Raw genomic sequence first — 21,179 nt, forward strand, 5'->3', positions numbered from 1 at the left:
TATTTTTCGGACAGTACGATTTCCCCTTTACCCGTTTGCGGTCAACAACACGCCTGTTGCCGCGATCGTTTCCCGCGATTCAATTACGACGTTTCAGGACGAGGAAGTATGGATCTATCAATAGCGGCGATCCTCGCACAAGACGGCATCACCACCGGAGCGATTTACGCGCTGCTCGCGCTCGCGCTGGTGCTGGTGTTTTCGGTGACGAGGGTCATCTTTATCCCACAAGGAGAGTTCGTCTCCTACGGTGCGCTGACACTTGCCGCACTGCAGTCGCAGAAGTTTCCGGCCACTTGCTGGTTATTGATGGCCATGGGCGCGGCGTGTTTCGTGGTCGAGACAGCGGGCCTTGTACGGCATCCGGCGCGGCGCGGTAATGCGGCACGTACGCTGATCACCTTGGCGGGCAAGTATCTGCTGTTTCCGATTGCCGTGTACGAGGTGACGCACGGCTTGTTCGCGCAGCCGCTCCCGATGCTCGCGCAGATTGCGCTCACGCTACTGATCGTCATTCCGATGGGGCCGTTCGTGTACAGGCTGGCCTTCGAGCCGCTCGCAGAGGCGACGACGCTGTTGCTGCTGATTGTCGCGGTGGCCGCGCACTTTGCGATGGTGGGTCTTGGGCTTGTGATGTTCGGTGCTGAGGGCTCGCGGACCAATGCCTTTTCCGACGCGACCTTCAATCTCGGCAGCCTCTCCATCTCTGGACAGAGCCTGTGGGTGATCGGTACGGCCGTGGTGCTGATCGCGGCGCTTTACCTGTACTTCGACCGGTCGATCTCAGGGAAGGCCTTGCGCGCGACGTCCGTCAATCGGGTCGGTGCGCGGCTGGTTGGTATTGGCACGACTCAGGCCGGCCGGCTCGCGTTCACGCTCGCTGCGGGCCTTGGCGCGCTGTGCGGCATCCTCGTCGCGCCCCTGACCACCGTCTATTACGACTCAGGCTTCCTGATCGGCCTGAAGGGCTTCGTGGGGGCGATCATCGGTGGACTGGTCAGCTACCCGCTGGCGGCGGCAGGATCGGTGCTGGTGGGGCTGCTGGAGTCGTACTCGTCGTTCTGGGCGAGCGCTTATAAGGAAGTGATCGTGTTCACGCTGATCATCCCGGTGCTGCTGTGGCGCAGTCTCGCGAGCCCGCACGCCGAAGAGGACGAGGAGTGACACGATGAGACTCATCATGCAAAACAAGTTCTTCTGGTTGTTCCTTGTGGTGATTTTCGCGTTGCCGGTGTTGCCGCAGCCGATTCACGTTCCCGAGTATTGGGTGACGCTGCTCAATTACATCGGCCTGTATGCCATCGTGGCGATTGGGCTGGTATTGCTGACGGGCATTGGCGGCATGACCAGCTTTGGACAGGCTGCTTTTGTCGGTGTCGGCGCCTATACGACGGCGTTCCTGACCACGCAGTACGGCGTGTCTCCATGGCTCGCGTTGATTGCCGGCGTCATCCTGACAGCTTTGATCGCGCTGATGCTTGGCGCGGTGACGATGCGGCTCTCCGGGCACTTCCTGCCACTGGGCACGATCGCATGGGGACTGGCGCTGTTCTACCTGTTCGGCAATCTGGATATTCTCGGCAAGTACGACGGCATCAACGGCATTCCGGTCCTCAATGTGTTTGGTATCAACCTGGAGTCCGGACGCCATATCTATTACCTGATCTGGGTAGTGGTGCTCATCGCGGTGGTGTCTGTTCAAAATCTGCTTAATAGCCGACCGGGGCGGGCGATACGCGCATTGCGTGGCGGCGGTGCTATGGCCGAAGCGATGGGCGTCAACACGGCGTGGATGCGAGTGGTCATTTTCGTTTACGCAGCGGTGCTGGCCTCGATCTCTGGCTTTCTCTACGCTCACCTGCAACGCGCCGTGAATCCGACGCCGTTCGGCCTTAACCACGGCATCGAATTCCTGTTCATGGCCGTGGTGGGCGGCGTTTCGCACGTATGGGGCGCGGTGCTCGGCGCGGCCATTCTGACCATCCTGCAGGACTATTTGCAGACCCTGCTGCCGAAACTGCTGGGCGAGAGCGGCAACTTCGAAGTGATCGTATTTGGCGTGCTGATGGTCGTGTTGCTGCAATCCGCACGACAAGGTGTCTGGCCCTACGTGGCGCGCCTGTTCCCACGTGGACCGCAGGCGCATGTACCGGATCAGGCGGAGCCGTTGCCGCAGCGCAGCAAACCGGATACAGGCGAAACGCTCCTGAGCGTCGAAAAGGCACGCAAGGAGTTCGGCGGTCTGGTGGCGGTGAATGACGTCAGCTTCCAGGTCAGGGCGGGAGAGATCATTGGCTTGATCGGGCCAAACGGCGCAGGCAAGTCGACAACCTTTAATCTGGTGACAGGCGTGCTGCGGGCCACGAGCGGAGAGATCACCTTCCGTGGCCATCGCATCGATTCCCTGACTTCACGTGAAATCGTCAAACGGGGGATTGGCCGCACATTCCAGCACGTCAAACTTCTACGGGGGATGAGCGTGCTGGAGAACGTAGCGATTGGCGCGCACTTGCGAGGCCATGCTGGCGTCTGGCGCAGCGTCGCGAAGCTAAACAGCGCCGAGGAAGGGCGGTTGATGGCGGAAGCGGCGCGGCAGATTCGACGCGTAGGTCTCGAGGCGCATATGTACGACGAGGCGGGCAGCCTGGCGTTGGGTCAGCAGCGCATTCTGGAAATTGCTCGCGCGCTGTGCTGCGATCCGACGCTACTCCTGCTGGACGAACCGGCTGCCGGTCTGCGTTATCAGGAGAAGCAGCAGCTAGCCGATTTGCTGCGCAGGCTGAAGGAAGAGGGGATGAGCGTTTTGCTCGTCGAGCACGACATGGATTTTGTGATGAATCTGACTGATCGCCTGGTGGTTATGGAATTTGGAACGCGCATTGCGGAAGGTCTGCCGCAAGACGTTCAAAAGGATCCTGCGGTGCTTGAAGCTTACCTGGGCGGGGTGGAATGATGAGGACAATGATGAACTCCGCCGTGCCGATTCTCGAGGTGGAAGGCTTATCGGTTCGCTACGGCAAGGTCGAGGCGTTGCACGGCGCAGCGATCAAGGTGCGGCCGGGGCAAATCGTTTCGGTGATCGGACCCAATGGCGCGGGAAAGTCCACGCTGCTTAACGCGGTCATGGGCGCGCTGCCGGTGACGGGGCATGCCAAGGGTGCAATCGTTTATCACGGCGAGGATGTCAGCGCGATCCCAGTCGAAAAGCGCGTCGCGCGTGGCATGTGTCTCGTGCCGGAGAAGCGTGAGCTGTTTGCGACGATGAGCGTGGAAGACAACCTCGTGCTGGGCGCCTACCGGCGGAAGCGAGCCGGGGAGCGAAATTACCTCGATCAACTTGAGCCGGTATTTACGCTTTTTCCTCGCCTCAAGGAACGCCGCAAGCAGGCGGCAGGCACATTGTCGGGCGGTGAGCGACAGATGCTGGCAGTGGGGCGCGCATTGATGGGCAAGCCGGAATTGCTGATGCTGGATGAGCCAAGCCTCGGTTTGGCCCCGCTGATTGTGAAGGAGATTTTTCACATCGTTAGCGCGCTGCGGCAGACGGGTGTCGCAACTTTGTTAATCGAGCAAAACGCGCGGGCGGCGCTTCAAATCTCCGATTACGGCTACGTGCTGGAGACAGGGGAGTTGGCGCTGGAAGGGCCGGCGGCGGATCTGGCGCAAAATCCGCGTGTTATCGAAACCTATCTCGGTTTGACCAAAAAAGTGGCTTAGAGGCCGCGGCAGAAGGGGCAGCGGCGAATTCAGCGGTGTGTTTCACGTGAAACACATCGCTTTTTTTTGTGACCTGGCCATTCGGACGAAATTCGGGCCTAAAGCGAACCCGCTATAATTCGCCCATACTTTTCCTTTAGAAGGTTCACGCGCTGTCGCGGCGTGATATCCGCATGCTTTATCCCACTGAATTTGACGTAATAGTCGTTGGCGGCGGTCATGCCGGCACGGAAGCCGCCTTGGCGTCCGCCCGCATGGGTAACAAGACGCTTCTGCTGACCCACAACATCGAAACCCTCGGTCAGATGAGCTGCAATCCGTCCATAGGCGGCATTGGCAAGGGCCATCTGGTCAAAGAAGTCGATGCGCTTGGCGGCGCTATGGCCGCAGCTACGGACGAGGGCGGTATCCAGTTCCGCATCCTGAACTCGTCGAAGGGCCCGGCGGTGCGGGCAACCCGTGCCCAGGCGGATCGTTTGCTCTACAAACAGGCGATTCGTCACCGGCTCGAGAATCAGCCGAATCTGTGGCTGTTCCAGCAAGCTGTGGATGACCTGATGGTGGAAGGGGATCGCGTAGTGGGCGCGGTCACGCAGGTTGGGATCCGCTTCCGTTCGCGCGCGGTCGTGCTGACGGCTGGGACGTTCCTCGACGGAAAGATCCATGTGGGTCTTAACAACTACACGGGCGGGCGTGCTGGAGATCCTGCCGCGGTATCGTTGTCCGCGCGTCTGAAGGAACTCAAGCTGCCGCAAGGCCGACTTAAGACGGGGACGCCGCCGCGTATAGATGGGCGCACGATCGACTTCTCCAAGCTCGAAGAACAGCCCGGCGATCTTGATCCTGTACCGGTCTTTTCATTTCTGGGCCGTGTCGAGCAGCATCCGCGTCAGGTGCCGTGTTGGGTCACGCATACCAACGAACGCACCCATGACATTATCCGCGGCGGTCTCGACCGTTCGCCTATGTACACCGGCGTAATCGAAGGGGTGGGGCCGCGCTATTGCCCGTCGATTGAGGACAAGATTCACCGCTTCGCGTCGAAAGAGTCGCATCAAATCTTCCTGGAACCGGAAGGCCTGACCACCAACGAGTTCTATCCCAACGGGATCTCGACCAGTCTTCCGTTTGATGTGCAACTGGAACTGGTGCGTTCGATGGTCGGCCTCGAGCATGCGCACATCCTGCGGCCGGGCTATGCGATCGAGTACGATTATTTCGATCCACGTGGGCTGAAGGCTTCGCTAGAAACGAAGGTGATCAATGGGCTGTTCTTCGCGGGCCAGATTAATGGAACGACCGGTTATGAAGAGGCCGCCGCTCAAGGCTTGCTCGCCGGGATCAATGCCGGGTTGCACGTACAGGGCAGAGACGCGTGGTGTCCGCGCCGGGATCAGGCTTACCTCGGCGTGCTGGTCGACGATCTGGTGACACGCGGCGTGTCGGAGCCGTATCGGATGTTCACGAGCCGTGCCGAATATCGCCTTAGCCTGCGCGAAGACAACGCAGACATGCGTCTGACGGAGATCGGCCGCGAACTGGGCGTGGTAGACGATGCGCGCTGGGACGTTTTCAGCCGTAAGCGCGACGCTGTTTCACGTGAAACAGAGCGCCTGCGTACGACTTGGGTGAACCCCAAGACGCTGTCCGTGGAAGAGGCGACGGCATTGCTGGGCAAGGCGATTGATCATGAATACAGTCTCGCCGATCTGCTGCGGCGCCCGGGTGTGACATACGATGGCGTCTGCGGTTTGCGCGAAGGCGCTTGCGCGTCTACCGAAGTCTTGGCCGACGACGACGTTCTGTTGGCGCAAATCAAGGAACAGATCGAGATCGGCATCAAGTATCAGGGTTACATCGAGCGTCAGGCTGGCGAAATCGAACGCAATGAGTCGCATGAGAACACCCGCCTGCCGGATGGGCTTGATTATGCGGAGGTACGTGGTCTGTCATTTGAGGCGCGTCAGAAGCTCACCCAGTTCCGCCCGGAAACCATCGGGCAGGCATCGCGCATCTCTGGCATCACTCCCGCAGCGATCTCGCTATTGATGGTTCACCTGAAACGCGGTCTCGGACGTCGGACTACCAAACCGGCCGACACGGGTAACGATTCAACGCCGGTGACGCAATGACGGCAGGGCAAAAGGGTTTCGGCGGGGCCGATAGCAGGGAAGCGCTGGCGACATTGCTCGTGCAAGGTGTCGATGAACTGGGACTCGATCTCAGTGAGGCGCAACTCGGCAAGCTGCTCGACTACGTCGCCCTGCTCGGCAAATGGAACGCCGTATACAACCTCACGGCGATCCGCGATCCGCGGCAAATGCTGATCCAGCACATTCTCGATTCGCTTTCGATCGTGCCGCATCTTGTTGGCCGAGGGCCGTCGTCGGTATTGGACGTGGGCTCGGGCGGCGGTTTGCCCGGCATCGTGCTCGCAATTGTGTTGCCGGACTGGACGGTGACGCTCAACGACATCGTCCATAAGAAGACGGCGTTCCAGTCGCAGGCAAAAGCAGAGCTTGCTCTCAACAATCTCTCCGTTGTGACCGGTCGCGTTGAAACACTGAAGCCGGGTGTAGAAGTGCCGGCTAAATTTGATGTAATTGTCTCTCGCGCATTCGCAGAGCTCGCGGATTTCGTTACACTGGCCCGTCATCTGGTCGCGGAGCAAGGGGCGATCTGGGCCATGAAGGGTGTGCGCCCGGATGGCGAGATTGAGCGGCTGCCGGCCGGCGCGCAGGCCAAACAGATCATCCGGCTCAAGGTGCCGTCTCTCGATGCCGAGCGCCACCTCATCGAAGTCGTGCTGGACGCCGGGCACTGAGCCGCGGCTAGCCAGCCACAAGCGTATTCCGACTTATCTAGGTTGCAAAAAGGGACACACCAAAGATGGCAAAAATCTTCTGCGTTGCGAACCAGAAGGGCGGCGTCGGCAAGACGACGACAACAGTCAATCTCGCCGCGAGCCTCGCATCGCAGGGACAACGTGTTCTCCTCATCGATCTGGATCCGCAAGGTAACGCCACAATGGGCAGCGGCATCGACAAGGCCGCGTGTACAAACACGGTCTACGAAGTGCTGGTCGATGGCGTGTCGATCGCAGATGCGCGGATGCGTCCCGAAGCTGTGACCTACGACGTGGTGCCCGCCAACCGTGAACTCGCTGGGGCCGAAGTCGAACTGGTTAGCGTGCAAAACCGCGAGCGTCAGTTAAAGGATGCGTTGGCTGCGGTGGTGGGCGACTACGACTTCGTGTTGATCGACTGTCCGCCAGCATTGTCCCTGCTAACGCTCAACGGCTTGTGTGCCGCGCACGGCGTGGTGATCCCGATGCAGTGCGAGTACTTTGCGCTCGAAGGGCTATCTGACCTCGTCAACACCATCAAGCAGGTGCATGCGAACCTGAATCGCGATCTAAAGGTGATCGGCCTGCTGCGGGTCATGTTCGACCCACGCATTACCTTGCAACAACAGGTTTCGGATCAACTGAAAGAGCATTTTGGCGACAAGGTATTCGACGTCGTCATCCCGCGCAATGTGCGCCTTGCCGAGGCGCCCAGCTACGGGCTGCCAGGCGTGGTGTTCGACCGGGCTTCGCGCGGCGCTCAGGCATATGTGCAATTTGGCGCGGAAATGATTGAACGGGTGCGCGCGATTTAACGCGCGGCCAGGCATCCCAAGCAGATCGAGGAAGCACGATGAACGCTGTAGCAAGAAAGAAGGGACTGGGCCGGGGGCTGGAAGCGTTGCTCGGCGGTAGCGCGGACATCACCGAGGCGGTGAAGATCGAGGGTGCGCCGAACGTCTTGCCGCTCGGCAAGCTACAGGCCGGCAAGTACCAGCCGCGGACTCGCATGGACGAGGGCGCGCTCCAGGAACTCGCCGCCAGTATTCGCGCGCAAGGCTTGATGCAGCCCATCCTCGTTCGTCCTGTCTCGGCGGACAAGTACGAAATCATTGCCGGCGAGCGTCGTTTCCGCGCGGCCCGGCTTGCCGGTCTCGATGAGGTGCCAGTACTGGTCAGGGATGTGCCCGACCAGGCCGCCGCCGCGATGGCGCTGATTGAGAACATTCAGCGCGAAGACCTGAATCCGCTTGAAGAAGCGCAAGGCATCCAGCGCCTGCTCGATGAGTTTAGTTTTACGCATGAACAGGCGGCAGAATCGGTAGGGCGTTCGCGCAGTGCGGTGTCGAATCTGTTGCGCTTGTTGAATCTGGCTTCGCCTGTGCAAACCATGCTGCTCGCCGGTGATCTGGATATGGGCCACGCCCGCGCCCTCTTGGCCGTTGATGCCGCGACGCAGATTACGCTCGCTAATCAGGTCGTCAACAAGCGGATGTCGGTGCGTGAAACCGAAAAGCTGGTGACCACGACCACCAAGGCCGTACCGGCCGTGAAGGCGAAGGCCAGTAACGATGGCGGCCGGGACACGCGCCGTCTGGAAGAAGAGCTATCGGACTTGTTGGCCGCAACGGTCAAGATCAAGCTCGGCCGCCGTGGTCGCGGGCAGGTGCTTGTGGATTTCGGCGACCTCGACGCGCTGGAGGGCATTCTCGTCCGACTGCGCGGCAACGCGACCGCGTGATCGCGGGTTGCCGTGACCACTGCAGAACACGACGCTCAAACATCAAGAAACCCGCTGCGCAAGCTGATCTCCTTGGCGGCAAAAGAACCGGTCCTGTCGGTTCTTGTTGTCGCACTGATCGCGCTGCAGTGTCTCCACCCGCGCCCATGGCTTTCGCTCCCCGGACTAATTGACTGGCAGACCGTCCTGACACTTGCAGGACTCCTGATTTTGACGAAGGCCGTCGAATTATCAGGATTCCTGATGTGGATGGCGCACCGCGTCGTACACCACATTCGCTCGGAGCGCAGCCTTGCATTTCTGTTGATCGGTCTCGCTGCCGCGCTTTCGACACTGCTGACCAACGACGTCGCGCTGTTCGTGGTCGTCCCGCTGACCTTGTCCCTGCACAAGCTCACGCCATTACCAATCAAACGCCTCGTGATCTTTATCGCGTTGGCCGTGAATGCCGGTTCGATTCTGACGCCGCTTGGGAATCCGCAGAATCTGTTTCTGTGGCAGACGAGCGGGGTCTCATTTGGCGGCTTTGTCTGGGCGTTGGCGCCGCTGTGTGCCGCGTTGATGGTGATGCTCTACGTGCTGGCAGCGGCCAGTTTTCGCGGCGCGCCGCTCGACCTGTCCAAGGACGCTGAGCCGCATGCGGTAGACCGCACGCTGGTCGGCGTCGCGGCGTTGCTGTTTGTCGCCTTCGTCCTGCTGGCGGATTCTCACCGCGCCGGTATCGGACTCGCGGGCGTCATGGTCGGCTTCCTCATCTGGCGGCGCGAAGTCGTGCTCAAGATCGACTGGCTGCTCCTGCTGATCTTCGTCTTCATGTTCATCGTGTTGCGCAGCGTCGCAGCGCTGCCGTGGGTCCATCAAACGGTGGGCCAACTGGGCCTCGCCACGCCGCTGCGCGCTTATGCCGCAGGGGCGGTTCTCTCACAGGGAATCAGTAATGTGCCGGCTGCAATCATGCTCGCCGAGTTCACCAAGGATTGGCGCGCGCTTGCATTTGGCGTGAGTGTGGGCGGATTCGGCATCGCGATTGGCTCGCTGGCCAACCTGATCGCCGTTCGGCTTTCAAACGAGCGCGGTATGTGGATGCCGTTCCACCTTTACGCCGTGCCGTTCTGGCTGGTTGGTGGGGCAGTAGGTGGCTGGCTTCTGTTGCATATATGACACGGACATAATAGCGTCATCGTGCTACACCTCGTACAGCCAAACGGGCTGATTTAAGCAGCCTTTTTTGCGATCGCCCGACAGTCTTACAGTTGACGTCCTTGCGGGTCCAAAACCTGCTCTTCCGCATCATGGAGTGGCTTTTCACGCGCTTTATTGAAAGGCCTAAAGTCTTGAATTGCCTGCAACTATCGCTTACAATCGCCCGGATTTAATTGCACGACAACCCCGTAAGTACCGCGTAAGCTAACGGGCTGGAACACGACTTTCGGAACACTGCGATGGCGGTTAAAACGTCGAATCAAGCGCCGAAGAATGGGCACGACGAACACCGCGAAGCACGCACCGTTTCCGCCGTGGCCACCGGTCAGTCAGTCACTCGCGACGAAGCGTGGGATGGCGAGCAACAAGATAACAATATCGTTCCGCTCACGCGGGCTGAGGCCGAAAAGCTGTTTGGTCCGAACGTGAGTCGTCCATCGCGCGTTACGCCTTTCAAGGTCGTGGCTGCGCAAATGGTTTTGTCCCTGGGTGTTACGCTGGTGTGGTGGCTGTTTTACAAGCCGCCGGGCGCTGCTGCGCTGTCCGCGTTCCTGGGGGGAGCAATTTGCTGGGTGCCAGGCGCGCTGTTCGCGGCGCGACTAAGAACACTGAGCGGCGCTGAAACAGTCATGAGCTGGATGATCGGCGAAGCGCTCAAGATGGGGACAACGATCGCGATGTTTGTAGCCATCGCGTTCTGGTATCACGACGTACGCTGGGTGCCGCTGCTCGTGACCTACCTCATTGCGTTGAAGACGTACTGGATCGCGCTCGCCTGGCGGTGAGCGGCGACGTAACGCAACACATACTGGCTGGCGCATGGCGCTGGCATAAGGCGCGCGAGTATGACATGACTCGTGCCGGCGTGTTCCCGCAATACAGTATTGCGGCGGGAGCAGCCCGGACTGATTTTCGACAATTTGGGTGGCATTAACGATATGGCAGCTAGCGAAGGAACGCGCGCGATGGATCCGTCCGAGTACATCGCGCACCACTTGCAGAACTTTTCCACCGCGCACCAGACGTCGATTTTCGATATTCACGTCTGGAATCTGGATACGTTGTTCTGGTCGATCGTCTGCGGTCTGGTCACGATCTTCATCCTGCATCTTGCTGCTCGCAAGGCGACCCCCGGCGTGCCGGGTCGTTTCCAATGCGCCATCGAAATGTTGGTCGAAATGGTCGAAGATCAATCCAAGTCGATGATCCACGGCAGCCGTACCTTCATTGCGCCGCTCGCGCTCTTCGTGTTCGTCTGGGTCGCCCTGATGAACTCGCTCGACTTCATCCCCGTCGACCTGCCGGGCCGTGTGATCGGCTGGCTGGGTCTGTCTGCAGTCATTCCGCACCATCGCATCGTCCCGACTGCCGACCTGAACGGCACGATCGGCATCGCGCTTGGCGTGTTCGTGCTGATGATTTACTACAACCTCAAGATCAAGGGCGTTGGCGGCTTCGCGCACGAACTGCTGTCCGCTCCTTTCGGCGCGCATCCGCTCCTGTGGATCCCGAACCTGGCACTGAACATTATCGAGTTCGTCGCAAAGACGGTCTCGCTCGGCATGCGGCTGTTCGGCAACATGTACGCGGGCGAACTGTTGTTCCTGTTGATCGCCCTGCTGGGCAGCCTCTGGAGCTTCGGCGCGGACACGACGGTGCTTGGCTTTGTCGGCCATGTGATCGCCGGTACCGTATGGTCGATCTTCCACATTCTGATCGTGCTGCTGCAGGCGTTCATTTTCATGATGCTGACGCTGGTGTATCTCGGCCAGGCACACGACAAGCACTAACCTGTGCTGTCGACCAAAGAATCGCTTTAAGTTTTTAAATCCTAGTTCCAACCAGTTCCATAAGACTTTTCACAAAGGAGTGATCATGCAAGCTTTCATCGCCAACATCCAGGGTCTGACCGCCATCGGTATCGGCATCATCATCGGCCTGGGTGCAATCGGCGCCTGTATCGGTATCGGCCTGATGGGTGGCAAGTACATCGAAGCGTGTGCTCGTCAGCCTGAACTGATGAACCCGCTGCAAACCAAGATGTTCCTGCTGGCTGGTCTGATCGACGCGGCGTTCCTGATTGGCGTTGGTGTGGCAATGCTGTTTGCGTTCGCGAACCCGCTGCTGTCGAAGCTGGCAGGCTGAGGTTCCTCGGAAGTTTGCGCCTGAGCTATAACTGGTAAAGGCGCAGGGCGGAACGGGCACTCGGGCGCTGATCGAATACAGAATCGATGAGCGCCTTGCCGTTTCACTTTCCGAACTAGCAACGTTTAAGGAAACACCGTGAATCTCAACGCAACCCTGTTTGCGCAAATGGTCGTGTTCCTGATCCTCGCGTGGTTCACGATGAAGTTCGTGTGGCCGCCGTTGGTCAACGCCCTCGACGAGCGCGCGAAGAAGATTGCCGAAGGTCTGTCTGCCGCTGAAAAGGGCAAGGCGGAACTGGAAGCGGCTCATAAGCGTGTCGACCAGGAACTGTCGCAGGCGCGCAACGACGGCCAACAGCGTATCGCTGATGCCGAAAAGCGCGCTGTCGCGCTGGCTGACGAAATCAAGGCTCAGGCACAAGCTGAGGCCGCCCGTATCCTCGCGCAAGCGAAGGCTGATGCAGAGCAACAGGTCGTCAAGGCGCGCGAAGCGCTGCGTGGCGAAGTTGCTGCTCTCGCAGTCAAGGGCGCTGAGCAGATCCTGAAGCGCGAAGTCGACCAGGCAGCTCACGCTGACCTGCTGAATCAACTGAAAGCTGAGCTCTGATCATGGCCGAACTTGCAACCATCGCCCGTCCGTACGCAGAAGCGCTGTTTGGCGTGGCCGAAGCCGGTGACATCGCCGCCTGGTCCACGTTCGTGCAGGAGTTGGCACAGGTTGCGCGTCTGCCCGAAGTGCTGTCGATCGCCACGAGCCCGAAAGTAAGCCGCGCCCAGGTCAGCGATCTGCTGCTGGCCGCGGTCAAGTCGCCGCTCAAGGACAACGCGCAAGCGAAGAATCTGGTGCAAATGCTGGTGGACAACCACCGTCTGCAACTGTTGCCGGAAATCGCCACGCAGTTCGAAGAGTTGAAGAACGCCCGCGAAGGGGCGGCCGATGCGCTGATCGTCAGCGCATTCCCGCTCGAAGGCGAGCAGTTGAACGAACTCGTCGCAAGTCTCGAACGCAAGTTCAAGCGCAAGCTGAAGCCAGTGGTCGAGGTCGACTCGTCGCTGATCGGCGGCGTGCGCGTGACGGTCGGCGATGAAGTGCTCGATACCTCGGTCCGCGCGCGGCTTGCCAGCATGCAGACGGCTCTGACGGCCTGAAGCGCTTCGTAAGCGCTGAAGCGGCTGGCACGCAACAGAATTGACTATCAGGAGCGAATAATGCAACTCAATCCCTCTGAGATCAGCGAGCTGATCAAGAGCCGGATCCAGGGCCTTGAAGCGAGCGCAGACGTTCGCAACCAGGGCACCGTGATCTCCGTGACCGACGGTATCGTGCGTATTCACGGCCTGTCGGAAGTGATGCAGGGCGAAATGCTCGAATTCCCGGGCAACACCTACGGTCTCGCGCTGAACCTTGAGCGCGACTCGGTTGGCGCCGTGATTCTGGGTGAATACGAACACATTTCGGAAGGCGACATCGTCAAGACGACGGGCCGCATTCTTGAAGTGCCGGTGGGTCCGGAACTGCTCGGCCGCGTCGTCGACGCACTGGGCAACCCGATCGACGGCAAGGGCCCGGTCAACGCGAAGACAACCGACGCAATCGAAAAGATTGCTCCGGGCGTGATCTGGCGTAAGTCGGTATCGGAGCCGGTTCAAACCGGTCTGAAGTCGATCGACGCAATGGTGCCGGTTGGCCGTGGCCAGCGTGAGCTGATCATTGGCGACCGCCAGTGCGGCAAGACGGCCGTGGCAGTCGACGCGATCATCAACCAGAAGGGCAAGAACCTCTTCTGTATCTACGTCGCGATCGGCCAGAAGGCTTCGTCGATCATGAACGTGGTGCGTAAGCTCGAAGAAACCGGCGCGATGGAATACACGATCGTCGTCGCGGCTTCGGCTTCGGAATCGGCTGCGATGCAATATCTCGCACCGTACGCTGGTTGCTCGATGGGCGAATACTTCCGCGATCGCGGTCAGGACGCGCTGATCGTATATGACGACTTGACCAAGCAAGCTTGGGCATACCGTCAGATCTCGTTGTTGCTGCGCCGCCCGCCGGGCCGTGAAGCTTATCCGGGTGACGTGTTCTATCTGCACTCGCGTCTGCTGGAGCGTGCTGCTCGCGTCTCGGAAGAGTACGTCGAGAAGTTCACCAACGGCGAAGTGAAGGGCAAGAGCGGTTCGCTGACGGCACTGCCGGTCATTGAAACGCAAGCGGGCGACGTCACCGCTTTCGTTCCGACGAACGTGATCTCGATTACCGACGGCCAGATCTTCCTGGAAACCGACCTCTTCAACGCAGGTATCCGCCCGGCAATTAACGCCGGCGTGTCGGTATCGCGCGTGGGTGGTGCGGCTCAGACGAAGGTCGTGAAGAAGCTCTCCGGCGGTATCCGTACCGACTTGGCGCAGTACCGTGAACTGGCAGCATTTTCCCAGTTCGCTTCTGACCTCGACGAAGCGACCCGCAAGCAGCTGGAACGCGGCCGCCGCGTGACGGAACTGCTCAAGCAGCCGCAGTATCAACCGCTGCAAGTGTGGGAACTGGCGGTTGCGCTGTTCGCTGCGAACAACGGCTACCTCGACGATCTCGAAGTCGCGCAAGTGCTGCCGTTCGAAAAGGGCCTGCGTGAGCAACTGAAGTCGAAGCACGCTGACCTGATCAAGCGCATCGAAGATACCAAGGAACTCTCGAAGGACGACGAAGGCCTGTTGCACACGGCCCTCAAAGACTTCAAGAAGTCCGGCGCTTATTGATCCGCGAGTGACCCGCAAGGCATAAACGGACCTAGAAGCGGCGCGGGCCGCATGAGAATGCCCCCGCGCTCCTTCGAACGCTTTGCATGGGACCCGAGTAACCGCTAAAGCGCTAACTCGGGCCGACAAAGGAGCAAGCAATGGCTGGAATGAAGGAAATTCGCGGCAAGATCAAGAGCGTGCAAAACACGCGCAAGATCACGAAAGCGATGGAGATGGTGGCCGCATCGAAGATGCGCCGCGCTCAGGAGCGCATGCGCGCTGCTCGCCCGTATGCCGACAAGGTCCGCGACATCGCTGCGCACATGAGCCGTGCGAACCCCGAGTATCGTCACCCATTCATGGTGTCGAACGACGGCGCGAAGACCGCTGGCATGATCCTCGTCACGACCGACAAGGGTCTGTGCGGCGGCATGAACACGAACGTGCTGCGCGCGACGCTGCAGAAGTTCAAGGAACTGGAAGGCCAGGGCAAGACGATCGAAGCAACAGCGATCGGCGGCAAGGGTCTCGGTTTTCTGAACCGGCTGCGCGCGAAGGTCGCGTCGAATGTCGTGCATCTGGGCGACACCCCGCACCTCGAGAAGCTGATCGGCGCGGTGAAAGTGCAGCTCGACATGTACTCGGAAGGCAAGATCTCGGCGGTGTACCTGGCGTACACGCGCTTCGTCAACACGATGAAGCAGGAAGCGGTGATCGAGCAGCTGCTGCCGCTGTCGGCAGACCAGTTCGAGCGCAAGGAAGACGAGGGCACAACGCCGAGCACGTCGTGGGACTACATCTACGAGCCGGACGCACAGGCGGTGGTGGACGAGTTGCTCGTGCGTTATGTCGAAGCACTGGTCTATCAGGCCGTCGCGGAAAACATGGCGTCGGAGCAGTCGGCACGGATGGTCGCAATGAAGGCCGCTTCGGACAATGCGAAGACGGTTATCAACGAACTGCAGCTTGTTTACAACAAGAGCCGGCAGGCCGCGATCACGAAAGAACTGTCGGAAATCGTCGGTGGCGCAGCGGCAGTCTGACCGTCACGGTCAGGCATATCGCTTCGTGTGCGCCTGTTAGGCGCACCACCGAAACTGCGCCTTTGCGCGAGTGAAGAATTGAGTATCTAAAGGAAAAGCGATGAGTACTACTGCTTTGGTAGAAGGCAAGATCGTACAGTGCATCGGCGCGGTGATTGACGTGGAATTCCCGCGTGAACACATGCCGAAGATTTACGACGCGCTCATTCTCGACGGTTCGGATCTGACCCTCGAAGTCCAGCAGCAGCTGGGCGACGGCGTCGTTCGTACCATCTGTCTGGGTGCTTCCGACGGCCTGCGCCGCGGTACGACGGTGAAGAACACCGGCAAGCCGATCAGCGTACCGGTCGGCAAGCCGACGCTGGGCCGGATCATGGACGTGCTGGGTCGCCCGATCGACGAAGCGGGTCCGATCAACTCGGACGTTACGCGCGGCATTCACCAGAAGGCGCCGGCGTTCGAGGACCTGTCGCCGTCGACGGAACTGCTCGAAACCGGCATCAAGGTGATCGACCTGATCTGCCCGTTCGCCAAGGGCGGTAAGGTGGGTCTGTTCGGTGGCGCCGGTGTGGGCAAGACCGTGAACATGATGGAACTGATCAACAACATCGCCAAGGAACACGGTGGTTATTCCGTGTTCGCCGGTGTTGGTGAGCGTACCCGTGAAGGGAACGACTTCTATCACGAAATGAAGGACTCGAACGTTCTGGACAAGGTTGCGCTGGTGTACGGCCAGATGAACGAGCCGCCGGGCAACCGTCTGCGCGTGGCGCTGACGGGTCTGACGATGGCTGAGCACTTCCGTGACGAAGGTCTCGACGTGCTGTTCTTCGTCGACAACATCTACCGTTTCACGCTGGCCGGTACTGAAGTGTCGGCACTGCTCGGCCGTATGCCGTCGGCAGTGGGCTATCAGCCGACGCTGGCTGAAGAAATGGGTAAGCTGCAAGAGCGTATTACGTCGACCAAGACCGGCTCGATCACGTCGGTTCAGGCCGTGTACGTCCCTGCGGATGACTTGACCGACCCGTCGCCGGCTACCACCTTCGGCCACCTGGACGCAACCGTCGTGTTGTCGCGTGACATCGCTTCGCTTGGCATTTACCCGGCAGTTGACCCGCTCGATTCGACCTCGCGTCAGATCGACCCGAACGTGATCGGCGAAGAGCATTACTCGATCACGCGCGGCGTGCAGCAAACGCTGCAGCGCTACAAGGAACTGCGCGACATTATCGCGATTCTGGGCATGGACGAACTCGCACCGGAAGACAAGCTCGCCGTGGCGCGTGCTCGTAAGATCCAGCGTTTCCTGTCGCAGCCGTTCCACGTCGCTGAAGTGTTCACGGGCTCGCCGGGCAAGTACGTTCCGCTGAAGGAAACGATCCGCGGCTTCAAGATGATCGTGGGCGGTGAGTGCGATCATTTGCCGGAGCAGGCGTTCTACATGGTCGGCACGATCGACGAAGCCTTCGAGAAGGCCAAGAAGATCCAGTAACGGTTTGAGTGTTGGCAAAGAGGCGCGGTTTTCGCGGCAGTCACGCAGAGATCGCGCCGAACGTATCACGCTCAACCCGCCGTTCATGGGACGAGAGCAAGCGCTAAAGCGCTGACACTCGTCGAGCTTTGCATGGGACCAGAATAAGCGCTAAAGCGCTAACTCTGGCCGGCACAGGAGTCGATATGGCAACCATTAAAGTAGACGTCGTCAGCGCGGAAGAGCAGATCTTCTCGGGCCAGGCGAAATTCGTCGCGCTGCCGGGCGAAGCGGGTGAACTGGGCATTCTGCCGGGCCACACGCCGCTCATTACGCGGATTCGTCCGGGTGCGGTGCGCATCGAAGCTGAAAACGGCGAAGAAGAATTTGTGTTCGTCGCCGGCGGCATTCTGGAAATTCAACCGGGTGCAGTGACGGTTCTGGCCGACACGGCTATCCGTGGCAAGGACCTGGACGAAGCCAAGGCCGAAGACGCACGCAAGCGTGCGGAAGAGGCGCTGCAGAACACGGGTTCGAACCTCGAATACGCTACCGCTCAGGCGGAACTCGCGTATGCGACGGCTCAACTCGCGGCCATTCAGCGTCTGCGCAAGTTGCGCGGTCAACACTGAGCATCAGGCATCAAAGGAAAAGCAGCCCAACCGGCTGCTTTTTTTTCGCATCGAGCTTGACGTTTACGGAAAGGTTAGCAAGGTCACAACGTCGGGCTATCTGTCCGTAAGGCTCAGGGCTGCGGGTAAGACTTGATGCCGTGGCGCCAGGCGCCGGTGGCACAATCGATTTCGAATTCATTCCACCAAGGCAGCGGTACCGTCACGGAGGCAGCACCATGGCAACGCAGGCGTCAGGTGAAGGCGCACTCATCGAACCCAAGGACGGTCTATCGTACGTGCGCGGCGCGACCGATATTCCGTTGAGCGATGCGACCGTTGGGCGATTCCTGCTCGATACCGCGCAGCGCTTTCCCGACCGTCCGGCCGTGGTGTTCCGCGAGCAGGGCATCCGGTGGACGTGGCAGGAGTTTGCGCGAGAGGTCGATGTGTTCGCGTCCGGGCTAGCTGCGCTCGGTATCGTCAAGGGCGACCGTGTCGGCATCTGGTCGCCAAACCGCGTCGAATGGTTGCTCACCCAGTTCGCCACCGCGCGGATCGGCGCCGTGCTCGTCAACATCAACCCCGCCTATCGGCTAGCCGAGCTCGAATACTCGTTGAACAAGGTGGGTTGCAAAGCCATCATCGCCGCGGAACGCTTCAAATCGTCGATGTATCTGGAGATGCTGCAGACCTTGGCGCCGGAACTCGCCACGCAGGTGCCCGGCGATCTGCACGCCGCCCGTCTGCCGGATCTGCGCGTCGTGATTCGCACGTGCGACACCGAAACACCGGGGATGCTAAATTTCTCCGAAGTGATCGAACTGGGCCGTCCCACGCTCGACCCAGTGGCGCTCGACGCCATCGGCGCAACCTTGAGCGCCGACGACCCAATCAACATCCAGTTCACCAGCGGCACAACGGGCAACCCAAAGGGCGCCACGCTCACGCATCGGAACGTGGTCAATAACGCGCGCTATATCGCGATGGCGATGCGCCTCTCGGAGCAGGATGGCCTTTGCATTCCCGTCCCGCTCTATCACTGTTTCGGAATGGTGCTGGCGGTTCTCGCGTGCGTATCGGTCGACGCCAACATGGTGTTCCCGGGAGAGGGCTTCGACGCAGGTGCGACGCTCGCCGCAACGGCGGACGAACGCTGCACCGCCTTGCATGGCGTACCGACCATGTTCATTGCCGAACTCGATCATCCGGACTTCGCCAGGTTTGACCTCTCGCGGCTTCGGACCGGCATCATGGCCGGCTCGCCATGCCCGACCGAGACCATGAAAAAGGTCGTCTCGAGGATGCACCTGGCCGAAATCACGATCGCCTACGGCATGACGGAAACCAGCCCCGTCTCGTTCCAGAGTTCGACCACGGATCCGCTCGACAAGCGCACGTCGACGGTCGGGCGAGTCCAGCCGCACCTCGAAGTGAAGGTCGTTGATCCGTTAGGCGAGATCGTGCCGGTCGGTGTGACGGGCGAGTTATGCACGAAGGGCTATTCGGTGATGCAGGGCTATTGGGGCGACGAAGCAAAGACGCGGGAAAGCATCATTGACGGCTGGATGCATACCGGGGATCTCGCGACGATCGACGCCGACGGCTACTGCAATATTGTCGGCCGGCTGAAGGATATGCTGATCCGCGGCGGCGAAAACATCTATCCGCGCGAGATCGAAGAGTTCCTATTTCGCCACCGCAAGATTCAGAGCGTGCAGGTATTCGGTGTGCCGGACGCAAAATACGGCGAGGAAATCTGCGCGTGGATCGTTTTGCGGGCGGGGGAGCAGGCGAGCGCCGAGGAGATACAGGCGTTTTGTCGCGATCAGATTGCCCACTACAAAGTGCCGAAGTACATCCGCTTCGTCGACGAGTTGCCAATGACCGTGACCGGCAAGGTACAGAAATTCGTCATGCGTGAGCGGATGATCCGGGAGCTGCAACTGACACAGGACAAGACGGCCTGATGCGAAAGCGGCGCCGCGCGAGGGATCGCGCAGCGCCGCCTGGAACTGCCTGACATAGCGAGAACATCTACAGACGCCGGACTAGAGCTAAACCGACGAACACGCAAACGTTTGGCTAGAGAAAAAAAAAGCGGGCCTGGAGCCCGCTAAAAACCACACGCTACGGGGTTAGCGCGAGGAGACCATTGGAGGAACCGACTGGGTAGACGCCCTAAGCGTCAGCCACGGCCCCAGCAGGGATGCCCCTTTACAGGGCTTCGGCTAACGCCGACCGGCAAGTGCATCATGTCCGCTCACACCACGCACCCAGCCACATCCGTGTTGAAACCGTTGAAGGGCATTGTGGGCGAATAACTCTAACGACGCGGTAACAAAGTGTTTCAGGTTGTAACGCCCGCCAGATAAGGCTCCAAGGGATTTATTGCCGTTGAAAGCTGTTTAAAACGTAAATGTTTCCGAAGCGAGAATCTTGCAAAACATGGGTGTGGTTGATGCTTCAGGCGTCGGGGAGGAAGCGCTTCCAGTTTAGTTTCGGCCACATGACTGCGAAAGTGGAACCTGCAAATTTCGCTCTATCGCCCACTGCACGGTTCGATACGGCTGCACGCGCGTCGGACATCTCGCGACGGGAGAGAACATTGGGTCGAGGCCAAATCGCAAAGGCGAAAGCTTTAGGCGTGATGCTAAATCGCACGCGGGACGGTCGTAGCCGTGCTATTCAGTATTTGCTTATGTGTACGCCGGCAGTTACAGATTGGATCGGACTTGACCGCGCGTGATTTGCGTCCCGTGGACTTCGGCCGCGAAACGCCTCATGGTTTCTACTACCGGCCGCCGTCAAAGCGCCCTGGCGCTCGGTTACTTCAGCCACTTGTCCGAGATCGCCTGATACTCGCCGGTCGCGCGGGCGAGATGCAGCCATTGGTCGACATACTGCTGGAACACGACGTCACCGCGCGGCAGCAACCACGCCTTTTCGCCGTACTGGAACGGTTTATCGGGGTGTACCGAGCATAAGCCTGGGTTGAGCTTCTGCTGCAGGAGCGTTTCCGAGGCGTCGGTCACCATCACGTCGGCCTTGCCCGCCAGGATCTGCTTGAAGATCGTCACGTTGTCGGGATAGACGGTCAGATTCGCGTGCGCAAAATATTGCTTCGCGAAACGCTCGTTTGTGCCGCCCGGATTGACGATCACGCGCGTGGCAGGCTGGTCGATTTGCGCAATGCTCTGGTACTTGCTCACGTCGTCGCAGCGCACGATCGGCGTCTTGCCGTCGATCATATAGGCCTGCGTAAAGAACGCCCGCTTTTGCCGTTCGAGCGTCGGCGAGACGCCACCCACGCCGATGTCGCATTTCGCCACGAAGTCGTTCATCAGGTTGGACCACGAAGTCTTGACGTATTCGGCTTTCACGCCGAGCGACTTCGCCAGTGACTCGGTCATGTCGATGTCGATCCCTTCAAAATACCCGTCGCCCTTATCGAACGAATACGGCTTGTAGTCGCCGGTCGTGCAGGCGCGCAGCGTGCCACGCGCGAGAATCTCGTCGAGCCGCGACGGCGCCCCGCCGTTGCCATTGGCGCCGGCGGGAGCGCTCTGCGCGTGGGCCACGCTGACCACGGCGCACAGTAGCGCTGTCAGCACGCGTGCAGCCTTGATCATCGGATCTCCTTGAATGCATGCCATATCGAGTGA

Annotated in this window: 19 protein-coding genes; 18 read left to right on the top strand and 1 reads right to left on the bottom strand. The window is 59.9% G+C overall.

The genetic code is table 11. From position 1 onward, the window contains the following. Nucleotides 1-108: 108 nt before the first annotated feature. The 18 genes from WCA85_RS12535 to WCA85_RS12620 all read left to right on the top strand — a co-directional run bounded on the left by WCA85_RS12535 (nucleotide 109) and on the right by WCA85_RS12620 (nucleotide 19,484). Complete coding sequence (locus WCA85_RS12535; protein ID WP_424064262.1) at nucleotides 109-1,164, top strand: branched-chain amino acid ABC transporter permease; 1,056 nt, start codon at nucleotides 109-111, stop codon at nucleotides 1,162-1,164. Between the two features lie 4 nt (nucleotides 1,165-1,168). Further along, complete coding sequence (locus WCA85_RS12540) at nucleotides 1,169-2,953, top strand: ABC transporter permease subunit (protein ID WP_424064264.1); 1,785 nt, start codon at nucleotides 1,169-1,171, stop codon at nucleotides 2,951-2,953. A gap of 11 nt (nucleotides 2,954-2,964) precedes the next feature. Next, on the top strand, nucleotides 2,965-3,717 hold the full coding sequence (locus WCA85_RS12545) for an ABC transporter ATP-binding protein (protein WP_424064302.1): 753 nt from the start codon (nucleotides 2,965-2,967) through the stop codon (nucleotides 3,715-3,717). A gap of 173 nt (nucleotides 3,718-3,890) precedes the next feature. Beyond that, a complete protein-coding gene (gene mnmG / locus WCA85_RS12550) occupies nucleotides 3,891-5,849 on the top strand; it encodes a tRNA uridine-5-carboxymethylaminomethyl(34) synthesis enzyme MnmG (RefSeq protein WP_424064265.1) in 1,959 nt (652 codons plus the stop codon). Next, the gene (rsmG, locus tag WCA85_RS12555; protein WP_424064267.1) at nucleotides 5,846-6,541 is read left to right on the top strand and encodes a 16S rRNA (guanine(527)-N(7))-methyltransferase RsmG; all 696 of its coding nucleotides are present in this window, start codon (nucleotides 5,846-5,848) and stop codon (nucleotides 6,539-6,541) included. The genes mnmG and rsmG overlap by 4 nt, the downstream gene beginning before the upstream one ends. Before the next feature lie 65 nt (nucleotides 6,542-6,606). Then, nucleotides 6,607-7,377, top strand: coding sequence for a ParA family protein (locus WCA85_RS12560; protein ID WP_424064269.1), 771 nt, complete (start codon nucleotides 6,607-6,609; stop codon nucleotides 7,375-7,377). Between the two features lie 38 nt (nucleotides 7,378-7,415). Further along, the gene (locus tag WCA85_RS12565) at nucleotides 7,416-8,303 is read left to right on the top strand and encodes a ParB/RepB/Spo0J family partition protein (protein ID WP_424064271.1); all 888 of its coding nucleotides are present in this window, start codon (nucleotides 7,416-7,418) and stop codon (nucleotides 8,301-8,303) included. 12 nt (nucleotides 8,304-8,315) lie between these two features. Further along, nucleotides 8,316-9,464 (top strand): SLC13 family permease, encoded by a 1,149-nt coding sequence (locus WCA85_RS12570; protein WP_424064273.1) that lies wholly within the window; start codon nucleotides 8,316-8,318, stop codon nucleotides 9,462-9,464. 281 nt (nucleotides 9,465-9,745) lie between these two features. After that, complete coding sequence (locus WCA85_RS12575; RefSeq protein ID WP_424064275.1) at nucleotides 9,746-10,291, top strand: ATP synthase subunit I; 546 nt, start codon at nucleotides 9,746-9,748, stop codon at nucleotides 10,289-10,291. A 153-nt stretch (nucleotides 10,292-10,444) separates the two neighbouring features. Beyond that, nucleotides 10,445-11,296 carry a F0F1 ATP synthase subunit A gene (gene atpB, locus WCA85_RS12580; RefSeq protein WP_424064277.1) on the top strand — a complete coding sequence of 284 codons (852 nt, stop codon included), beginning with the start codon at nucleotides 10,445-10,447 and terminating at the stop codon, nucleotides 11,294-11,296. 85 nt (nucleotides 11,297-11,381) lie between these two features. Next, a complete protein-coding gene (atpE, locus tag WCA85_RS12585) occupies nucleotides 11,382-11,651 on the top strand; it encodes a F0F1 ATP synthase subunit C (RefSeq protein WP_007180033.1) in 270 nt (89 codons plus the stop codon). 138 nt (nucleotides 11,652-11,789) lie between these two features. Further along, nucleotides 11,790-12,260, top strand: a complete 471-nt coding sequence (locus tag WCA85_RS12590; RefSeq protein ID WP_424064283.1) for a F0F1 ATP synthase subunit B — start codon at nucleotides 11,790-11,792, stop codon at nucleotides 12,258-12,260. A 2-nt stretch (nucleotides 12,261-12,262) separates the two neighbouring features. Then, on the top strand, nucleotides 12,263-12,802 hold the full coding sequence (locus WCA85_RS12595) for a F0F1 ATP synthase subunit delta (RefSeq protein WP_424064285.1): 540 nt from the start codon (nucleotides 12,263-12,265) through the stop codon (nucleotides 12,800-12,802). Between the two features lie 60 nt (nucleotides 12,803-12,862). Beyond that, nucleotides 12,863-14,404, top strand: a complete 1,542-nt coding sequence (gene atpA / locus WCA85_RS12600) for a F0F1 ATP synthase subunit alpha (protein ID WP_424064286.1) — start codon at nucleotides 12,863-12,865, stop codon at nucleotides 14,402-14,404. Between the two features lie 140 nt (nucleotides 14,405-14,544). Further along, nucleotides 14,545-15,429, top strand: coding sequence for a F0F1 ATP synthase subunit gamma (atpG, locus tag WCA85_RS12605; protein WP_424064288.1), 885 nt, complete (start codon nucleotides 14,545-14,547; stop codon nucleotides 15,427-15,429). A 100-nt stretch (nucleotides 15,430-15,529) separates the two neighbouring features. After that, nucleotides 15,530-16,924, top strand: coding sequence for a F0F1 ATP synthase subunit beta (gene atpD / locus WCA85_RS12610; RefSeq protein ID WP_424064290.1), 1,395 nt, complete (start codon nucleotides 15,530-15,532; stop codon nucleotides 16,922-16,924). Nucleotides 16,925-17,109: 185 nt separating this feature from the next. Beyond that, nucleotides 17,110-17,535, top strand: coding sequence for a F0F1 ATP synthase subunit epsilon (locus WCA85_RS12615; RefSeq protein WP_007180027.1), 426 nt, complete (start codon nucleotides 17,110-17,112; stop codon nucleotides 17,533-17,535). Between the two features lie 218 nt (nucleotides 17,536-17,753). Then, nucleotides 17,754-19,484: an AMP-binding protein gene (locus WCA85_RS12620; RefSeq protein WP_424064292.1), complete on the top strand. Its 1,731-nt coding sequence runs from the start codon at nucleotides 17,754-17,756 to the stop codon at nucleotides 19,482-19,484. Between the two features lie 858 nt (nucleotides 19,485-20,342). On the opposite strand, the gene WCA85_RS12625 is transcribed toward WCA85_RS12620, so the two are convergent. Continuing rightward, complete coding sequence (locus WCA85_RS12625; protein WP_424064294.1) at nucleotides 20,343-21,146, bottom strand: transporter substrate-binding domain-containing protein; 804 nt, start codon at nucleotides 21,144-21,146, stop codon at nucleotides 20,343-20,345. Nucleotides 21,147-21,179 lie beyond the last annotated feature (33 nt).

The organism is Paraburkholderia sp. (assembly GCF_049581445.1).
Classification (GTDB): domain Bacteria; phylum Pseudomonadota; class Gammaproteobacteria; order Burkholderiales; family Burkholderiaceae; genus Paraburkholderia.